The 14,358-nt window shown below is 68.2% G+C and carries 17 protein-coding genes and 1 tRNA gene; 5 read left to right on the top strand and 13 right to left on the bottom strand.

What is annotated here, in order from left to right; genetic code table 11:
• Nucleotides 1-4: 4 nt before the first annotated feature.
• Both ACLIVD_RS30250 and ACLIVD_RS30245 read right to left on the bottom strand, forming a co-directional pair.
• Complete coding sequence (locus ACLIVD_RS30250; protein WP_283336301.1) at nt 5-1,048, bottom strand: MBL fold metallo-hydrolase; 1,044 nt, start codon at nt 1,046-1,048, stop codon at nt 5-7.
• Nucleotides 1,045-2,613 (bottom strand): long-chain-fatty-acid--CoA ligase, encoded by a 1,569-nt coding sequence (locus ACLIVD_RS30245; RefSeq protein WP_491931108.1) that lies wholly within the window; start codon nt 2,611-2,613, stop codon nt 1,045-1,047. The genes ACLIVD_RS30250 and ACLIVD_RS30245 overlap by 4 nt, the downstream gene beginning before the upstream one ends.
• A gap of 168 nt (nt 2,614-2,781) precedes the next feature.
• Here ACLIVD_RS30245 and ACLIVD_RS30240 point away from each other — a divergent pair, with 168 nt between their 5' ends.
• Both ACLIVD_RS30240 and ACLIVD_RS30235 read left to right on the top strand, forming a co-directional pair.
• A complete protein-coding gene (locus ACLIVD_RS30240) occupies nt 2,782-3,147 on the top strand; it encodes an ArsR/SmtB family transcription factor (RefSeq protein WP_283336303.1) in 366 nt (121 codons plus the stop codon).
• 8 nt (nt 3,148-3,155) lie between these two features.
• Nucleotides 3,156-4,352: a CaiB/BaiF CoA transferase family protein gene (locus ACLIVD_RS30235; protein ID WP_283336304.1), complete on the top strand. Its 1,197-nt coding sequence runs from the start codon at nt 3,156-3,158 to the stop codon at nt 4,350-4,352.
• Between the two features lie 54 nt (nt 4,353-4,406).
• Here the strand turns inward: ACLIVD_RS30235 and ACLIVD_RS30230 are convergent, their stop codons facing one another.
• From ACLIVD_RS30230 to ACLIVD_RS30195, 8 genes are all read right to left on the bottom strand, one after another.
• Nucleotides 4,407-4,835 (bottom strand): hypothetical protein, encoded by a 429-nt coding sequence (locus ACLIVD_RS30230; protein ID WP_037231028.1) that lies wholly within the window; start codon nt 4,833-4,835, stop codon nt 4,407-4,409.
• A 191-nt stretch (nt 4,836-5,026) separates the two neighbouring features.
• Complete coding sequence (locus ACLIVD_RS30225; protein ID WP_317568287.1) at nt 5,027-5,629, bottom strand: DUF8020 domain-containing protein; 603 nt, start codon at nt 5,627-5,629, stop codon at nt 5,027-5,029.
• 182 nt (nt 5,630-5,811) lie between these two features.
• Complete coding sequence (locus ACLIVD_RS30220; RefSeq protein WP_283336306.1) at nt 5,812-6,882, bottom strand: class I SAM-dependent methyltransferase; 1,071 nt, start codon at nt 6,880-6,882, stop codon at nt 5,812-5,814.
• A 50-nt stretch (nt 6,883-6,932) separates the two neighbouring features.
• Nucleotides 6,933-7,727, bottom strand: coding sequence for an energy-coupling factor ABC transporter ATP-binding protein (locus ACLIVD_RS30215; protein ID WP_283336307.1), 795 nt, complete (start codon nt 7,725-7,727; stop codon nt 6,933-6,935).
• Nucleotides 7,724-8,488 carry a cobalt ECF transporter T component CbiQ gene (gene cbiQ / locus ACLIVD_RS30210; RefSeq protein WP_105415374.1) on the bottom strand — a complete coding sequence of 255 codons (765 nt, stop codon included), beginning with the start codon at nt 8,486-8,488 and terminating at the stop codon, nt 7,724-7,726. Before cbiQ ends, ACLIVD_RS30215 begins: the two co-directional genes overlap by 4 nt.
• Nucleotides 8,489-8,490: 2 nt before the next feature.
• The gene (locus ACLIVD_RS30205) at nt 8,491-8,853 is read right to left on the bottom strand and encodes a PDGLE domain-containing protein (protein ID WP_105415372.1); all 363 of its coding nucleotides are present in this window, start codon (nt 8,851-8,853) and stop codon (nt 8,491-8,493) included.
• Nucleotides 8,850-9,545: an energy-coupling factor ABC transporter permease gene (locus tag ACLIVD_RS30200; RefSeq protein WP_283336350.1), complete on the bottom strand. Its 696-nt coding sequence runs from the start codon at nt 9,543-9,545 to the stop codon at nt 8,850-8,852. The genes ACLIVD_RS30205 and ACLIVD_RS30200 overlap by 4 nt, the downstream gene beginning before the upstream one ends.
• Nucleotides 9,546-9,673: 128 nt before the next feature.
• On the bottom strand, nt 9,674-10,600 hold the full coding sequence (locus ACLIVD_RS30195; RefSeq protein WP_283336308.1) for a DNA-3-methyladenine glycosylase family protein: 927 nt from the start codon (nt 10,598-10,600) through the stop codon (nt 9,674-9,676).
• A 72-nt stretch (nt 10,601-10,672) separates the two neighbouring features.
• On the opposite strand from ACLIVD_RS30195, the gene ACLIVD_RS30190 reads away from it, so the two are divergent.
• The gene (locus tag ACLIVD_RS30190; RefSeq protein ID WP_283336309.1) at nt 10,673-11,206 is read left to right on the top strand and encodes a ribonuclease H family protein; all 534 of its coding nucleotides are present in this window, start codon (nt 10,673-10,675) and stop codon (nt 11,204-11,206) included.
• A 59-nt stretch (nt 11,207-11,265) separates the two neighbouring features.
• On the top strand, nt 11,266-12,141 hold the full coding sequence (locus tag ACLIVD_RS30185) for an amidohydrolase family protein (protein ID WP_283336311.1): 876 nt from the start codon (nt 11,266-11,268) through the stop codon (nt 12,139-12,141).
• A 42-nt stretch (nt 12,142-12,183) separates the two neighbouring features.
• Here ACLIVD_RS30185 and ACLIVD_RS30180 read toward each other — a convergent pair whose 3' ends face one another.
• Together ACLIVD_RS30180 and ACLIVD_RS30175 are read right to left on the bottom strand one after the other, a co-directional pair.
• A complete protein-coding gene (locus ACLIVD_RS30180) occupies nt 12,184-12,627 on the bottom strand; it encodes a VOC family protein (protein ID WP_283336313.1) in 444 nt (147 codons plus the stop codon).
• Between the two features lie 410 nt (nt 12,628-13,037).
• Nucleotides 13,038-13,110 (bottom strand) — tRNA-Arg (locus ACLIVD_RS30175).
• Between the two features lie 71 nt (nt 13,111-13,181).
• On the opposite strand from ACLIVD_RS30175, the gene ACLIVD_RS30170 reads away from it, so the two are divergent.
• Nucleotides 13,182-13,952, top strand: coding sequence for a dienelactone hydrolase family protein (locus ACLIVD_RS30170; protein ID WP_283336315.1), 771 nt, complete (start codon nt 13,182-13,184; stop codon nt 13,950-13,952).
• On the opposite strand, the gene ACLIVD_RS30165 is transcribed toward ACLIVD_RS30170, so the two are convergent.
• Nucleotides 13,953-14,210, bottom strand: coding sequence for a hypothetical protein (locus tag ACLIVD_RS30165; RefSeq protein ID WP_105415257.1), 258 nt, complete (start codon nt 14,208-14,210; stop codon nt 13,953-13,955).
• Nucleotides 14,211-14,358: the final 148 nt, after the last annotated feature.

The raw sequence follows: 14,358 nt of genomic DNA, 5'->3' as shown, positions 1-14,358 counted from the left end.
TTCCTTACGGTGTCGGGGTCCAGCGTTCGGGGTGCCCGCCGTGTGAGCGGATGCTCCCGCGGTCGGCCAGAACGAGCAGGTGGGCATGGGTTTCGCGGACCGCGAGGCGGAGCAGGCGGTCGGACATGGATTCGAACGGCCGCGACCACGAGATGTGCTGCGAGATCTCCCACGCCGTCGATTCGGGGCGCACCCCCAGGGCGTCGACGATCTCCGCGAGGCGTTCCTCGTGATGACCCATCAGCTGCCGGGCGCGGTCGGCGATGCCCCGGAAGCGGTACTCGTGGGCCGGCAGCACCTCGCCGTCGGGCATGGAGGTGGTGGCGTGCAGCGACAGCAGGTAGCGGTGCAGCGGGTTCTCCAGCTCGCCGGGGACCGTGGAGATGTTGGGACTGATGCGGGGCAGCATGTGGTCGCCGCTGAACATCAGCCCGTGGGTGTCGTCGACGAAGGTCAGATGACCGGGAGTGTGCCCCGGGGTCCAGACCGCCCGCAGATCCCAGCCCGGAAGGTCCAGGGGAGTGCCGTCATCGAGCACGACGTCCATGGATTCGCCCGCTCCCAGGCGAACGAGGTCGACGCGGGCGGCCGCGAGGATGTCGGTGGGGGCCCCGAGTTGGGCGAGCTGGGTGTTCCACAGCTGTTCGTCGGCGGTGGCGTCCTCGGGCGAATGGTGGCCGAGGAGTGCGGCATCCGCGCCGTGCATCGCGAGCGCGGCCCCACTGACCTCCCGCAGCCGCGGCGCGAGACCGAAGTGGTCGGGATGCAGGTGGGTGACGGCGGCGTACCGGACGTCGGTGACGTGGTGCCCGGTCTCGGTGATGCCGTCGACGAGGGCCCGCCACGACTCCTCGGAATCCCAGCCGACGTCGATCAGGGCGAGGCCGTCGGGCAGCGCGAGCGCGTAGATCAGAACGTAGCGCAACGGGTTTCGCGGCATCGGCACCGGGATCGACCACAATCCGGGTCGTACCTGCTCGACCGGTGGCAGGACGCCGCGGGCCCACGCCTCGCGCTGGACGGTACCGACGTCTTCGGTGACGATCACGACGGCACCTCCGTGGCGCGGAGCCCTTCGCGCAGGGTGCGTTTGAGGATCTTGCCGCTCGCTCCGCGCGGAAGTTCGGCGACGTAGACGATCTCCCGCGGCTTCTTGTACGACGCGAGCCGGGCGGCGGTGAACGCGATCAGGTCCTGCTCGTCCGGTTGGTTCGCCGGATCGACGAGCCGGACGACCGCCGTCACGGACTCACCCCACGTCCGGTGCGGCACGCCGACCACCGCCACCTCGGCGACCGCCGGATGCTCGGCGAGCACCGATTCGACCTCGATCGGGTACACGTTCTCGCCTCCCGTGATGATCATGTCCTTCACCCGGTCGGTGACGAACAGATAGCCCTCCTCGTCGATGTGCCCGGCGTCGCCGGTGCGCAGAAAACCGTCGTGGGTGAGCAGTTGCGCGGTCTCGTCGGGCCGCCGCCAGTAACCCGTGACGTTGTTGCGTGAGCGGCACACGATCTCCCCGGACTCGCCCAGCGGAAGCCGGGCGCCGGTCACCACGTCCCGGATCTCGACCTCGACACCGGGCATGGGTTTGCCGGCGGAACGCAGCAGGTGCGCGCGGTGCCCGGACGGGTCGTGGTCCTCGACGGCGAGGGCGGTGACCGAGCCCGTCGTCTCGGTCATGCCGTAGCGCTGCACGAATCCACAGCCGAGGCGATCGATCGCGCGCCGGAGCAGAGTGGTGGTGATCGGCGCCGAACCGTAGGCCACCAGTTCGAGGCTCGACACGTCGTAGCGGTCGAGGTCGGGCACGTCGAGGAGCATCTGAATGGTCGACGGAACCAGGAAGGCGTGGGTGATCCGATGCCGTTCGACGAGTTCGGCGACCTGTCGGGCGTCGAACGCGCCGAGCAGCACCACGTGGACGCCGGCCGACAGGCACGTGCTCAACCAGCCGGCACCCGCGATGTGGAACAGCGGCATGGCGTCGAGTGCCACCGAGCCGGGCTTCCAGCGATAGATCAGCAGGCCCTGCGGCTCGTTGTGCAGGTTGCGATGCGTCGCGACGACGCCCTTCGGGAAGCCCGTGGTGCCCGATGTGTAGAGCTGCAGCACCTCGGCGTCGGGGTCGTCCCCGAGACCCGGATCGGTGGCGGTGCCGGACGTGACCAGCCGGTCCCACGTCCAGGTGCCGGGCCGAAGAACGTCGCCGTCGGCGGCGTCGACGACCACCACGACCACACTCGGGAGCGCGTCGCGGACGGCGTCCGCGGCGGCGGCGAATTCGGATTCGACGATCAGTACCTGGAGCTGGGCATCGACCGCGATCGCGGCGGCCTCGGCGGGCGGGAGTCGCCAGTTGAGCGGGACGAACACCAGCCCCGACTTGGCGGCGGCCACGAACGTCTCGACCCCCTCGGTGCGCATCCGCAGCAGTGCCCCGACCCGGCCGCCGCCGGATGTCAACGCCGACAGCGCGGTTGCGATCCGATTGGTCCGCCAGTCGAGCTCCGCATACGTCAGCGTGGTGTCACCACACGTCACGGCCGGTGCTCCGGGCCGTTCTGCGGCATGGCGCCGCACGCGCTGGGGAAGATGCAGACCGCTCACATCACGCTCCTCGATGACTCGTCGACGCCGCCGGGGAACCGGGTGACGCGTGCTGCCAGTCGACCACCCGTGTGAGGCCGGAAACAAAGTCACAGAGCCGAACGGACAGTGAGGAATCGCCTATGGATGCCCGGCCGAGCGGCCTCGCGGCGTTTGTAGACTGGCGTGATGGCCGCCACCCCCGCCCTGAACCCCGAGGATGTTCAGCGTGCTGCGGCGGCACTGCACACCCCCGACATCGGCGGGTGGGCCAACCGGTTCGAACTGCTGTCCGACGGCAACCGCCTCCGACTGCTGTTGTGTCTGCACCACGCCCCCGACATCTGCGTCGGCGACCTGGCGGCGGCACTCGACATGACCGGCACCGCCGTCTCGCACGCGCTGCGACTGCTCCGCAACCAGGGGTGGGTGTCGGCGACGCGGGACGGTCGATCGATGCGGTACCGGCTCACCGACGACACCGTGCACGAACTGCTGCACACGATCGGGGCCACGCACTATCACAATCACCCGGGTGCCGAAGAGGAAAGGTGAATCCCGACATGGAGAACGACCCCGGACTGCTGCCGCTCGACGGCATCACCGTCGTGGCACTCGAGCAGGCCGTGGCCGCTCCGCTCGCCACCCGCCATCTCGCGGACATGGGCGCGCGGGTCATCAAGATCGAGCGCGTCGGTGAGGGAGACTTCGCCCGCAACTACGACGACGCGGTGTTCGGGCAGGCCTCGCATTTCGTGTGGCTGAATCGGTCGAAGGAGTCGCTCGGCGTCGACCTGAAGTCCGAGGTGGGTCGGGACACCGTCGCGAAGCTGATCGCGAAGGCCGACGTCTTCGTCCAGAATCTCGCCCCCGACGCCGCCGACCGTCTGGGGTTCGGCGCCGACGAGTTGCGCGCCGACCACGAGGAACTGATCGTCGTGAACATGTCGGGCTACGGATCGGCGGGGCCGCGGCGCGAACGCAAGGCCTACGACATGCTGGTCCAGGCCGAAACGGGGATGATCTCGGTGACCGGCACCCCCGACACCGCAACCAAGACGGGTGTTCCGGTCTCCGACATCGCGGCGGGAATGTACGCGATGACGTCAGTCCTCGGAGCCCTGTTCCGGCGGTCACGAACCGGGGTGGGGGCGCGGATCGACGTGTCGATGTTCGACGCGACCGCCGAGTGGCTGGGCCACCCGATGTACATGAAGATGTACGCCGACAAGCAGATCCCGCGCGTCGGGCTCGGTCATGCGGCGATCGTCCCGTACGACTCGTACCCCACCCTCGACGGGCAGATCCTCATCGGTGTCCAGAACGACCGCGGGTGGCGGCAACTGGTGACCGACGTGTTCAAACGCCCCGAACTCGCCGACCACCCCCGGTTCGCGACCAACATGCTGCGCGTGCAGCACCGCGCCGAGGTGGACGCCCTCGTCGCCGAGGAGACTCAACGCTTCACGAGCGCGGCTCTCGACCAGGCGCTCGCGGACTCCGGGATCCCGGCGGCGGAGCTCAACGACATGGGCGGGTTGATCGAGCATCCGCAGCTGGATCAGCGCGACCGCTGGCGTGACATCGGCACCGAGGCCGGGCCGATCAGGGCGATGCTGCCCCCGATGACGTTCTCCGACGTGGAGATGCGGATGGGCGACGTGCCCGCGCTCGGCGCGCACACCGATCGGATCCTCGGTGAACTGGGCTGGTCGGCGCAAGATATCGCGACGATGCGCGACCAGGGCGTCGTCGGCTGACGACGCGCCGCAGCCCCGGCCCGAGTGAGGCCGGGGCTGCAGCTCGCTCTTCGCTCAGGGTGTGGCGAAGAACTGCTCTACGGCCGGCTGTGCGTTGGGATTACCCACACCGATGCCGATGACGGCGCCGGCGATGGTGCCGACCACTGCGCCGACGATGCAGCCGGCAATGAAGTTGGGGAAGATCGACACGCACCCGATGGCCATGCCCACGTTGGAACCGATCGCCATGCCCTGCAGGCCCGCGTTGTTCCAGCCGGTATTGATCTCGTTGGTCATCTTGTCGAAGGCGTCCTGCTTCACTTCGTTCTCCGGGAAGAACTGTTCGGCCACCTGGCTGCTGCCGCCGTCGGCTGCCGGGGTCATCAGCGGCTGCGACCAGTCGATTCCCTGAGGTGCGGGATCGGCATACGCAGTGCCCGCCCCGACGGCCATCGCGGAGATGACGAATATGGACAATGCCAGAGTTTTCAAGAGTTTCATGGAAATTCCCACCATGTCGTAGGACGAACACGGTCCCCACCTGAGTGCACCGAACATCGTTGTGCGTGGACCATATTCGCTGGAAAACCGGAACGGCTACATGCATATGTGGGTGCGCGGTGATGCTCCCCGTGTGCGAACTAACCCATAGCCCTCCCGAAATCGTCTTCGGAGTCGGACGGAAAGCCCCGCTACGGGGTTCCGAGGAATTCGTAAACCGCTGGTGGCGCAGCGGGGTTCGCGTTGCTGATACCCGTGACCGCGCCGATCGCTGCGCCCACCGCGGCACCGGGGAGGCACCCGCCGAGGATGAGGAAGACGCACCCGACGACGAATCCGATGCCTGCGCCGATCGCGGTCGCGGTCCCGCCGCCGTTGTCCCAGCCGATCTGCAGTTGCTCGACCATGTTGTTGTACGCCGAATCCCTGTCGACCGGGGTGAGGGCGAGGGTTCCCGCGACAGGGGTCGTCGTGGGTGTCAGGTTCAGGAACCGGCCGGCGTCGGTGATGACCGGATCGATCGCGAATTGCACACCGGCGATCGAATAGCGCAGGGGGATCATGCCCACCGGGGTGCCCGAATCGTTGACGATGTCGACGGCGGCGGCCGTCCGCGACAGGGTGAAGTGCCCGGCGTCGAGTGCCGTGCCGACCGATCGGCCGTCGGCGCTCAGGCTGGTGTGCGAGATGACGGCCTGGTCGGCGGGAGTGGGGGCGGCATACGCGGTACCCATTCCGACACACAGGGTGGCGATCAGCAGCGCTGCCGGTGCTGTCACTCTATGCAGTTTCATGGTGTTTCCCATGCGTAGTAGCGGATGACAAACGACAAATCTGGTTCGACCTGGCGCTTCACAGTTGCCCCGACCGGCGAAAGCGTCCGTAACCTGCCTACTGCAGACATCTTCCCCCTTCGGATGCCCCAGTTTTCGGCCTTTCCGCAAAATACGTGCGTATCGGGGTGTCGGTGCAGGGATTACACCGTGAGCCGGTAGAACCGGAAGAACGCGAAATCCTCGATCGGCAGGACGTCCATGGTGCCGAAACCTGCCGCCTCGGCGTAGCCGCGCAATGTGCTCGGGCGCATGACCGTTCCGGTGCCCGCGCTGGGTGTGTGGTTCATGCCGTCGGGAAGACACACGGTGAGGCTGAATCCGTACATCAGACGCTCGATGTCGCTTCCCGGGGCGGAGAACTCGTCGTCCACCGCCTCGTCCATCACGATCATCGCGCCACCGGGAACCAGTGCGTTGCGGACCGCGGACAGCACGTCGACGGGCGCGGGCATGTCGTGGATGCACTCGAACGCGAACGCGGCGGTGTAGCTGCTCTCGGGGATCCCGGCCGCATCCGATTCGGTGATCGTGATCCGATCGGCGACGTCCGGCCGCTCGCGCACATTGGACCTCGCGAGTTCGACGGTCGCGGTGTCGATGTCGTAGCCGTGGAGCCGGGCATCCGGGTAGGCGCGCGCGAGTGCGATCGTGGACCAGGCGCCGCCGCATCCGACGTCGGCGATGGTGGCACCGGGCGTCCGGAGCAATGCATCCACCTCGGGAACCGATGCCAGTGCACCGGGAAGAACCTGCTCGTACCACGGCCGATTCATGTCGGCCTGCGACTCACGGGCATCCGTGCCGTACTGCGCCCAGCCCACACCGCCGCCCGTGCGGTACGCCTCCAGCAACGCGGGCATCTGCGTGGTCGCGGCGACGAAGATCCGCGCCAGCGGTGCAAGATAGTTGAGACTCTGCTCGTCGGTGAGTACTTCGGCGGCGCCGGCCGGAAGCGTGAACGTCCGTGGCTCCGAATCGTCGACCGTGAGAAGTCCCGACACGGCCTGCTGTTCGAGCCATTCCCGCGCGTACCGCGGGTGGGTGGCGGTGCGTTCCGCCAGTTGGTCCGCGGTCGCCGGACCGTCCGACGCGAGACTGCGGTACCAGCCGAGACGGTCGCCCAGATGGACGGCAAGGAGGTCGATCGCCCCGAGCGATGCGTCGAAAATGCGCTGGGACACGGCCCCGGCGTCGGCTTCGGGTATGGACATCGCTGACCTCCGGTGGGAGTGCGGGCGAAGCTTCGTCTCCCCATCGTGGGCTACCTGGTCGGCGGTGTCACGGATCGTTCGCCGGGCGAATGAGGGTCGGTCGCGGGAAGCCGGAAACCCCAGGGCAACTCGAGACGATGCTGGGCGAGCAGCGCGGGATCGCAGAGCAGTTCCAGGATCGGACCGTCGGCCACCAGGTGTCCCTCGTCGAGGATCACGGCGCGCGTGCACAACTGGGCGGCGTACGGCAGGTCGTGCGTGACGAGCAGCTGCGTGGTGTCGATACCCAGGAGGACGTCGGCCAGTTCGCGTCGGGCGACGGGGTCGAGATTGCTCGACGGCTCGTCCAGCACGAGCACGTCCGGGGCGCACGCGAGGACCGTCGCCAGCGCGACGCGGCGGCGCTGCCCCACGGAGAGGTGCGCGGGATTGCGGTCCGAATGTGCCGTCATGTCCACGGCCGTCAGCGCGTCGTGCACCCGCTCGTCGAGCGCGGTCCCGGTGACCCCGAAGTTGACCGGACCGAACGCGACGTCCTGCGCGACGGTCGGCATGAACAACTGGTCGTCGGGGTCCTGGAAGACGATGCCGACGCGGCGCCGGACCTCCCGCACCGTGTCCCGGGACGCCCCCCGCGACAGCTCCAGCCCGCCCACGGTGACACTGCCCTCGGTGGCCGTCAGAATGCCGTTGAGGTGCAACATCAGTGTGGTCTTCCCGGCCCCGTTCGGACCGAGGACGGCCACCCGCTCGCCGGGTTCCACCGTGAGGTCGATCCGGTGCAGCGCGGCCCTGCCGTCCGGATACGCGAACGAGACGCCCTCGAGATGCACGGCCGCGGTCATCGGAGCACCCACACGGTGACACAGATCCCCACCGCGCACACGGCGGGCACGAGCCCCGCCCGCCACATCGCAGCGGTCGCCGGGGGCGCGCCGATCGTGGGAACGGAACCCGTGAAACCCCGCGACAGCATGGCCAGGTGGACGCGCTCGCCGCGCTCGTAGGACCGCACGAACAAGCCGCCGACGCCCCGGGCGGTGGCACCGATCTGCCGGAACGTCCGGGGGTCGTCGCCGCGGGAGAGCCGGGCGGTGCGCATCCGCTCGACCTCGGCGGTCAGCAGGTCGAGGTAGCGCAGCATCAGCACCACGATCGTGGTGAGCATCGCGGGCACGCGCAGCCGCGCCAGACCCAACGGCAGGTCCCGGGCCGGCGTCGTCGCGGCGAGTGTCAGCGAGACAAGGACGCCGAGCGTGCCCTTCACGAGAATGCCCCAGGCGGCGTAGAGGCCCGCGACGGACAGCGACAGTCCGAGGACGGTGACGCGTGCACCGCCCTCGGCGAACGGCAGGAGGAGCGCGAGCGTCACGAATGGCAACTCGATCAGCATCCGCGGTCCGATCCACGTGAGCGCAATGCCGGCGATCCGCCAGATCACGATCAGGATCGCGAGATACCCGGCGAACGCCCAGAACGCCTCGCGTGGCGTCGCGACCACCGCGAAAACGAAGACGACGGCGCAGACGATCCCGACCTCGGCCGGCAGTCGGTGCACGGGGGACGTGCCGTCGAGGTAGAGCGGATGGGCGTGGCCGGCTCCCACGGTCAGGGGCTCGTTCGGTTGCGCCGCACGCGGGCGAGCAGCCAGAACAGGCCACCCGCGACGACGAACGTGGCGGTCGCGCCGATCACGCCCGCGACCCCGGTGAGATGCGACCGGCCGCCCACCGTGTAGTCGGCGAGCGGCGAGTCCGACAACGGGTGGGCGGACGCGTTCTGGGCGATGCAGTCACCCTCGAGCGTCTCCCCGGTATCGGTTTCCACGGTTTCGCACCCGCGAGTGGTCGCGGAATCCAGACCGTCAGGACTCGAGCTGGCGAGGTACGAGACCGCGCCGGCGACGAGCAACGCCACCAGCGCGAAGCCGATGAGGAATCGGCGCAGCGAGACCGGCGACGACGTGCTCATGCCCGCACCTCGACTCGGCGGGGCGCCGTCCGCAGCAGGTACACGAGGTCGGGGCGCGCCTTCGCCACGGCCGTCGCCGTGACGGCGGTGATGAGGCCTTCGCCGATGCCGATCAGCACGTGCGCCCCGAGCATGTACACCGCCACCGCGCCCAGCGACGTCGAATCTCCGGACGTCGCATGACCGCCGATCGCGTATTCGAGGACGAAGCCCATCGACGCCGCCACCGTTCCGCACAGTGCCGCGGCGAAGGCGAGCGCACCGAGGATGCGGAAGCGCAGTCGCTGCTGTCGCACCACGAGTGGACGCAGGGCCACCGCGACGCCGTAGCCGACGACCACCCCGATGATCGCCATGTTGGTGATGTTCGCTCCGAGCGCCGTCAGCCCACCGTCGGCGAACAGCAGCGCCTGCACGATCAGCACGATCGAAACGCAGAGCATGCCGGTGTAGGGGCCGACGAGGATGGCGGCGAGCGCGCCGCCGAGGAGGTGCCCGCTCACACCGGGAAGGATCGGGAAGTTGACCATCTGGACCGCGAAGATGAAGGCCGCCACGAGACCGGCCATCGGGGCGGTGCGTTCGTCGAGTTCGGAGCGCGCGCGCCACGCGGCGATCGACAGTCCCGCCACCGCGACGACGACGAACAGCAGGGAGGTCGGCGCATTGATCAGGCCGTCGCTCATGTGCATTGCCACGGGTTCCACGGCGTCTCCTCCGGCCGGCAGCTGATCCTTCGAAGTCTAGTTTCTCGTATGAACACTTGAACAGGTGTTCATGGGTGCCGGTGAGCGCGTGTGTGGTCTCCGCGGATCCCGGGTCAGTGCCAGGTGTGGTCGACGAGCGCCGTCCGGGGCCCGAACTTGGGTTTGACGGCCTGTCCGCTCACCTCCAGCAGGCGTACCGCGCGATAGCGGTGCGGCTGCAGCGGAGCCAGGTACTCCACCATCTCGGCGTCGTCGAGGGGCTTGCCGAGCAGCGACCACCCCACCACCGCGGCGAGGTGATAATCGCCGACCGACAGGGCGTCGGGATCGCCGAGCGCACGCTGCGACACCTCGGCCGCCGTCCAGATCCCGACGCCGGGGACGGACATCAGCCGGCGATTCGCTTCCTTGCGGGGGAGGTCGACGATCTTCTCGAGCCGGTCGGCGACCTGCGCGCAGCGGACGATCGTCCGGGACCGGCTGGGGTCGACGTTGGCCCGGTGGAATTCCCACGACGGAACCCGCCGCCACACGTCCGCGGTCGGCGGTAGTCGCATCCCGTCGGGGGCGGGACCGGGCGCGGGTTCGCCGAACTTCCACACGAGCCGCCGCCACGACGCGAACGCGGCGAGGCCGTGCACACGCTGCTCGAGGATGGCGGGAACGAGGGCCTCCATCACCCGGTCGGTGCGGCCGAGGCGCAGGTGCGGGAATCGGCGGTGGGCCTCGACGAGGATCGGATGGTCGGGGGCGAAGTCCGCGCAGTCGTCGTGGTCGCCGACGAGGCGGCCCAGGCCCTCGGACAACTCGTGGGCGCCCGCACCCCACGCCTGACAGCGCACCGAGTGGCGGTCGATCTGGGTGAGGCGATACGTGACCGGCCCCGACTTCTGCACCGACGTCCGCCAGATCGAGCCGTCGGCCGTCCGGCGGTGGCAGGGGTCGCCCTTGCCGCGTTGCAGCGGCTGCAACGACATGGCGACGTCCAGGGGACGCCGCGCGGTCACGGTGGTCTCGACCACCTCCAGCGAAACCGTCATCGAATGCAGCGTATCCACTCCGAAGGCGACCGCTACCGGCGGATGTCGGAGCGCGCACGTAAAGTCCCAGCCATGATCATCGTGAGTACCGACGGATCCTGTCTCCGCAACCCCGGTGGGGCGATCGGCTGGGCATGGGTCAATCACGAGGGTCCCAGCCAATCGGGTGGCGAACCCTCCGGGACCAATCAGATCGCCGAGCTGCGGGCCTTGCTCGAAGCGATCACCGCGCATCCCGGGGAAGATCCGCTGCTGATCGAGTCCGATTCCCAGTACGCCATCAAGTGCGCGTCGGAGTGGCTGCCCGGTTGGAAGCGCAAAGGCTGGAAGACGGCGGGTGGCGCCCCCGTCAAGAACCTCGCACTGGTGCAGTCCATCGACCGGGCCATCAGCGAACGGCCCGGGCCCGTGCGTTTCCGCTGGGTTCGCGGCCACGTCGGCAATCACTACAACGAGATGGCCGACGTTCTCGCGGGCGAGGCGGCCCGCGCCGTCGCGTCCGGTGCGCTCGCGCCGGCGCCGGTCTCTGCCCCTGCCCCCGCGCCTGCACCGGCAGTCGTCGCGCCGTCCACCCCCGAGGCCGAGGACGCGTTCACGCTGTTCTGAGTCGGCCCCGTTCTGATCTGCCGGGGTCTGCGTCCGGCACTGCGTCGAGGAGAAGACTGTTGTCCGAGGATCTGCGAGTGCAGGAGTTCTGGCGTGCGCTGGGGCTGCCCGGCATCATCGACGTTCACACCCACTTCATGCCTGCGAACGTGATGGAGAAGGTGTGGGGTTACTTCGACGCAGTCGGTCCCCTCACCGGACGTGAGTGGCCCATCCACTACCGGCACGAAGAGGACGTCCGCGTCGAACACCTCCGTGGGTTCGGTGTCAGGCGGTTCACGTCAATGATCTACCCGCACAAGCCGGAGATGGCCGCGTGGCTGAACCAGTGGTCGGTCGAGTTCGCCCAACAGACCCCCGACTGTCTGCGGACCTCGACGTTCTACCCGGAGGAGTCCGCGGCCACGTATGTCGCCGAGGCGGTCGAGTCGGGGACGCGCGTCTTCAAGTCCCACATCCAGGTGGGCGATTACTCGCCGAACGATCCGCTCCTCGACCCCGTGTGGGGTGTGCTGCAGGAGTCGGGTGTCCCGGTGGTCATCCATTGCGGGTCGGGGCCGGCGCCCGGCACCTACACGGGCCCCGGCCCGATCGCCGAGTTGCTGTCGCGGTACCCGAGGCTGCACCTGATCATCGCCCACATGGGTCTGCCGGAGTACCGGGAATTCCTGGACTTGGCCGACCAGTACGGCAACGTGTATCTCGACACGACGATGACGTTCACGGACTACACCGAAGCGGCCACACCGTTTCCGCGCGATCAGGTGCACCGGCTGGCGGATCTGCAGGAACGCATCGTGTTCGGCAGCGACTTCCCCAACATCCCGTATCCCTACCTCGACGCACTCGAGGGACTCACCCGATTCGACCTGGGCGAGCCGTGGCTGCGAGCGGTGTGCCACGACAACGCGGCCCGGCTCTTCGCGATCGTCTGACGACGGGGTGCGGTGCCGCGTCGATCCGGTTCCGTGTCACCGTCATTCACACTCCGACCAGTCAGCACTGCTCTCGCCCGGGCGCAGGGTGCCGAACGGCCACTCGAATCCCTCGAGGTCGAGGACCCGGCACCGGTAGTTGCCCCATGGGGTGTTCGCGGGTTCCCAGACCGAGGTGGCGCCGGCCTCGATCGCCGTGGCGTAGAGCTCGTCGACTTCGCTGTCGCTGCCGACGCTGAGATACGTACCGTGCCCGACGGTCTCGCCGCGGAGCGCAGGCCGGTCGTAGTTGCCGTCGTCGCTGAAGACCATGATGGCGGCGTCGCCTCGTCGCAATTCGGAATGCATGATCCCGCCGTTGTCGTCCGGGAATTCGAGGGTGGTCTCGAAACCGAACGCGCGCTCCAGCCAGCGCAGAGCTGCCGGGGCGTCACGGTAGGCGAAGTACGAGTGCAGGGCGGCCGGGCGGTTCTCGGTGGTGGTCATGGGGCGACGATACGAACGATCGAGGTCAGCCACGGTCCGCAATATCCGTAGCCCCGGAATGTCGACGCGGGCGCGGACCCCGCTGACCGAGCTGCCCTGCGCTAGAAAGGATTCCACCAGTTGATGAACGCGATATAGAGATTGGTCGGGAAGAAGAACTCCCAGTCCAATCCCATGTACGGCAGGTCGGGCAATATGCCGATCATGATCCCGTCCCATTGTTCGTCAGGGCGGCCAACAGGTGCAGCAGGTTGGCAATCAGCGGCGGGAAGATGTCGATGTCCACCCAGTTCATGAGACTCTCCTCGGGTCGTCCCGACCTGCCTGGCGTATCGCCTGCGGCGTGACCTGCGTTACCACGTCCAAGCTGCGGGAGCGGAGCGCAGTGAGGACTACCGCAGGCAGGAGAGTGCCCTCGGCAGGATTCGAACCTGCGACCTACCCTTTAGGAGAGGGTTGCTCTATCCCCTGAGCTACGAAGGCGCGGTGCACGCGCGGGGCGCACACCGAGGTGAGTGTAGCGGGAATGGTGGTGCGCTCGCGATGGGGAGGGCATGGTTGTCGCAGATGTTCTGGAAGTGACGACGGAACGGGAGACGCACATGTCCGAGATCGACTTGACCGACCTCGCTGCGCGGCACGACGGTTCGCTGAACTTGCACGGTTATCTGGCGAGGCCGTCCGGTGAGGGTCCGTGGCCGGGTGTAGTGATGGTGCACGAGGCGTTCGGCTTGGACGACGTGATGCGCCGGCAGGCGGACAGGCTGGCGGCGGCGGGGTTTCTGACGGTTGCGCCGGATCTGTTCAGTGCGGGTGGTGCGCGACGCTGTCTGGTGTCGACGATGCGGGCGATGCTCTCGGGGAAGGGCCGGGCGTACGGCGACATCGAGGCTGCCCGTCAGTGGTTGTCCGGCTCGTCGGACTGCACGGGGAAGATCGGTGTCATCGGATTCTGCATGGGCGGCGGGTTCGCCCTGATGTCCCTGCGCACGGGGTTCGATGCGGCGGCCCCGAACTACGGGGTCCTGCCGCGCGACCTCGACGCGGCCGTGGCGGGTGCGTGCCCGGTGGTCGCCAGTTACGGCGGCAAGGACTTCGCTCTGCGGAATGCGGCGGCCAAGTTGGAGGCGGCGCTGACGAAGGCCGGCGTGGCTCACGATGTGAAGGAGTACCCCACTGCCGGTCATACGTTCCTGAACGATGAACTGGCCGGACCGAAGGTGCTGCGTCCCCTGGCGAAGGTCACGGGGATGGTGCCCGACCCGGAAGCCGCCGCCGACGCGTGGAAGAGGATCGACGGTTTCTTCGGGGAGCACTTGAGTTGATCAGTGGATGTACTGGCGGGCGCTCGACGTGGCGTGCCGGTAGTCGAGTCCGCATGCCCGGACGACCTGCCCGAGACTGAGGTAGCCCTCGACGCTGGTGGCCTTCGCGAATTTGCCGTCGGCCCGCACCGTGACCGTGACGCTGGACGCGACCGAATCGACCCGTGCGAGTTCGTACTCGTCGACGCCGTCGGCGGCCTGAGCCACGCAGGTGACTGCGCCCTGGGCGTACGCGATCTCGATCAGGTCCTCGATCATGTGCAGGCTCCTCGCCTCGAAGTAACGAACTGAGGTTAGCCTTAGCTACTCGGCCTCTGTCAAGTCCCTCGATGCGGAATGCCGTCCTCGACCGTGGTGCGCGAACGGTCCCGGCGTAACGTGACCCACGCTTTCGGACGGTGACAGC

The organism is Rhodococcus sp. G6(2025) (assembly GCF_058628105.1).
Note: the sequence above shows the minus strand (reverse complement) of the source record. Positions and strands in the feature narration are given on the sequence as shown.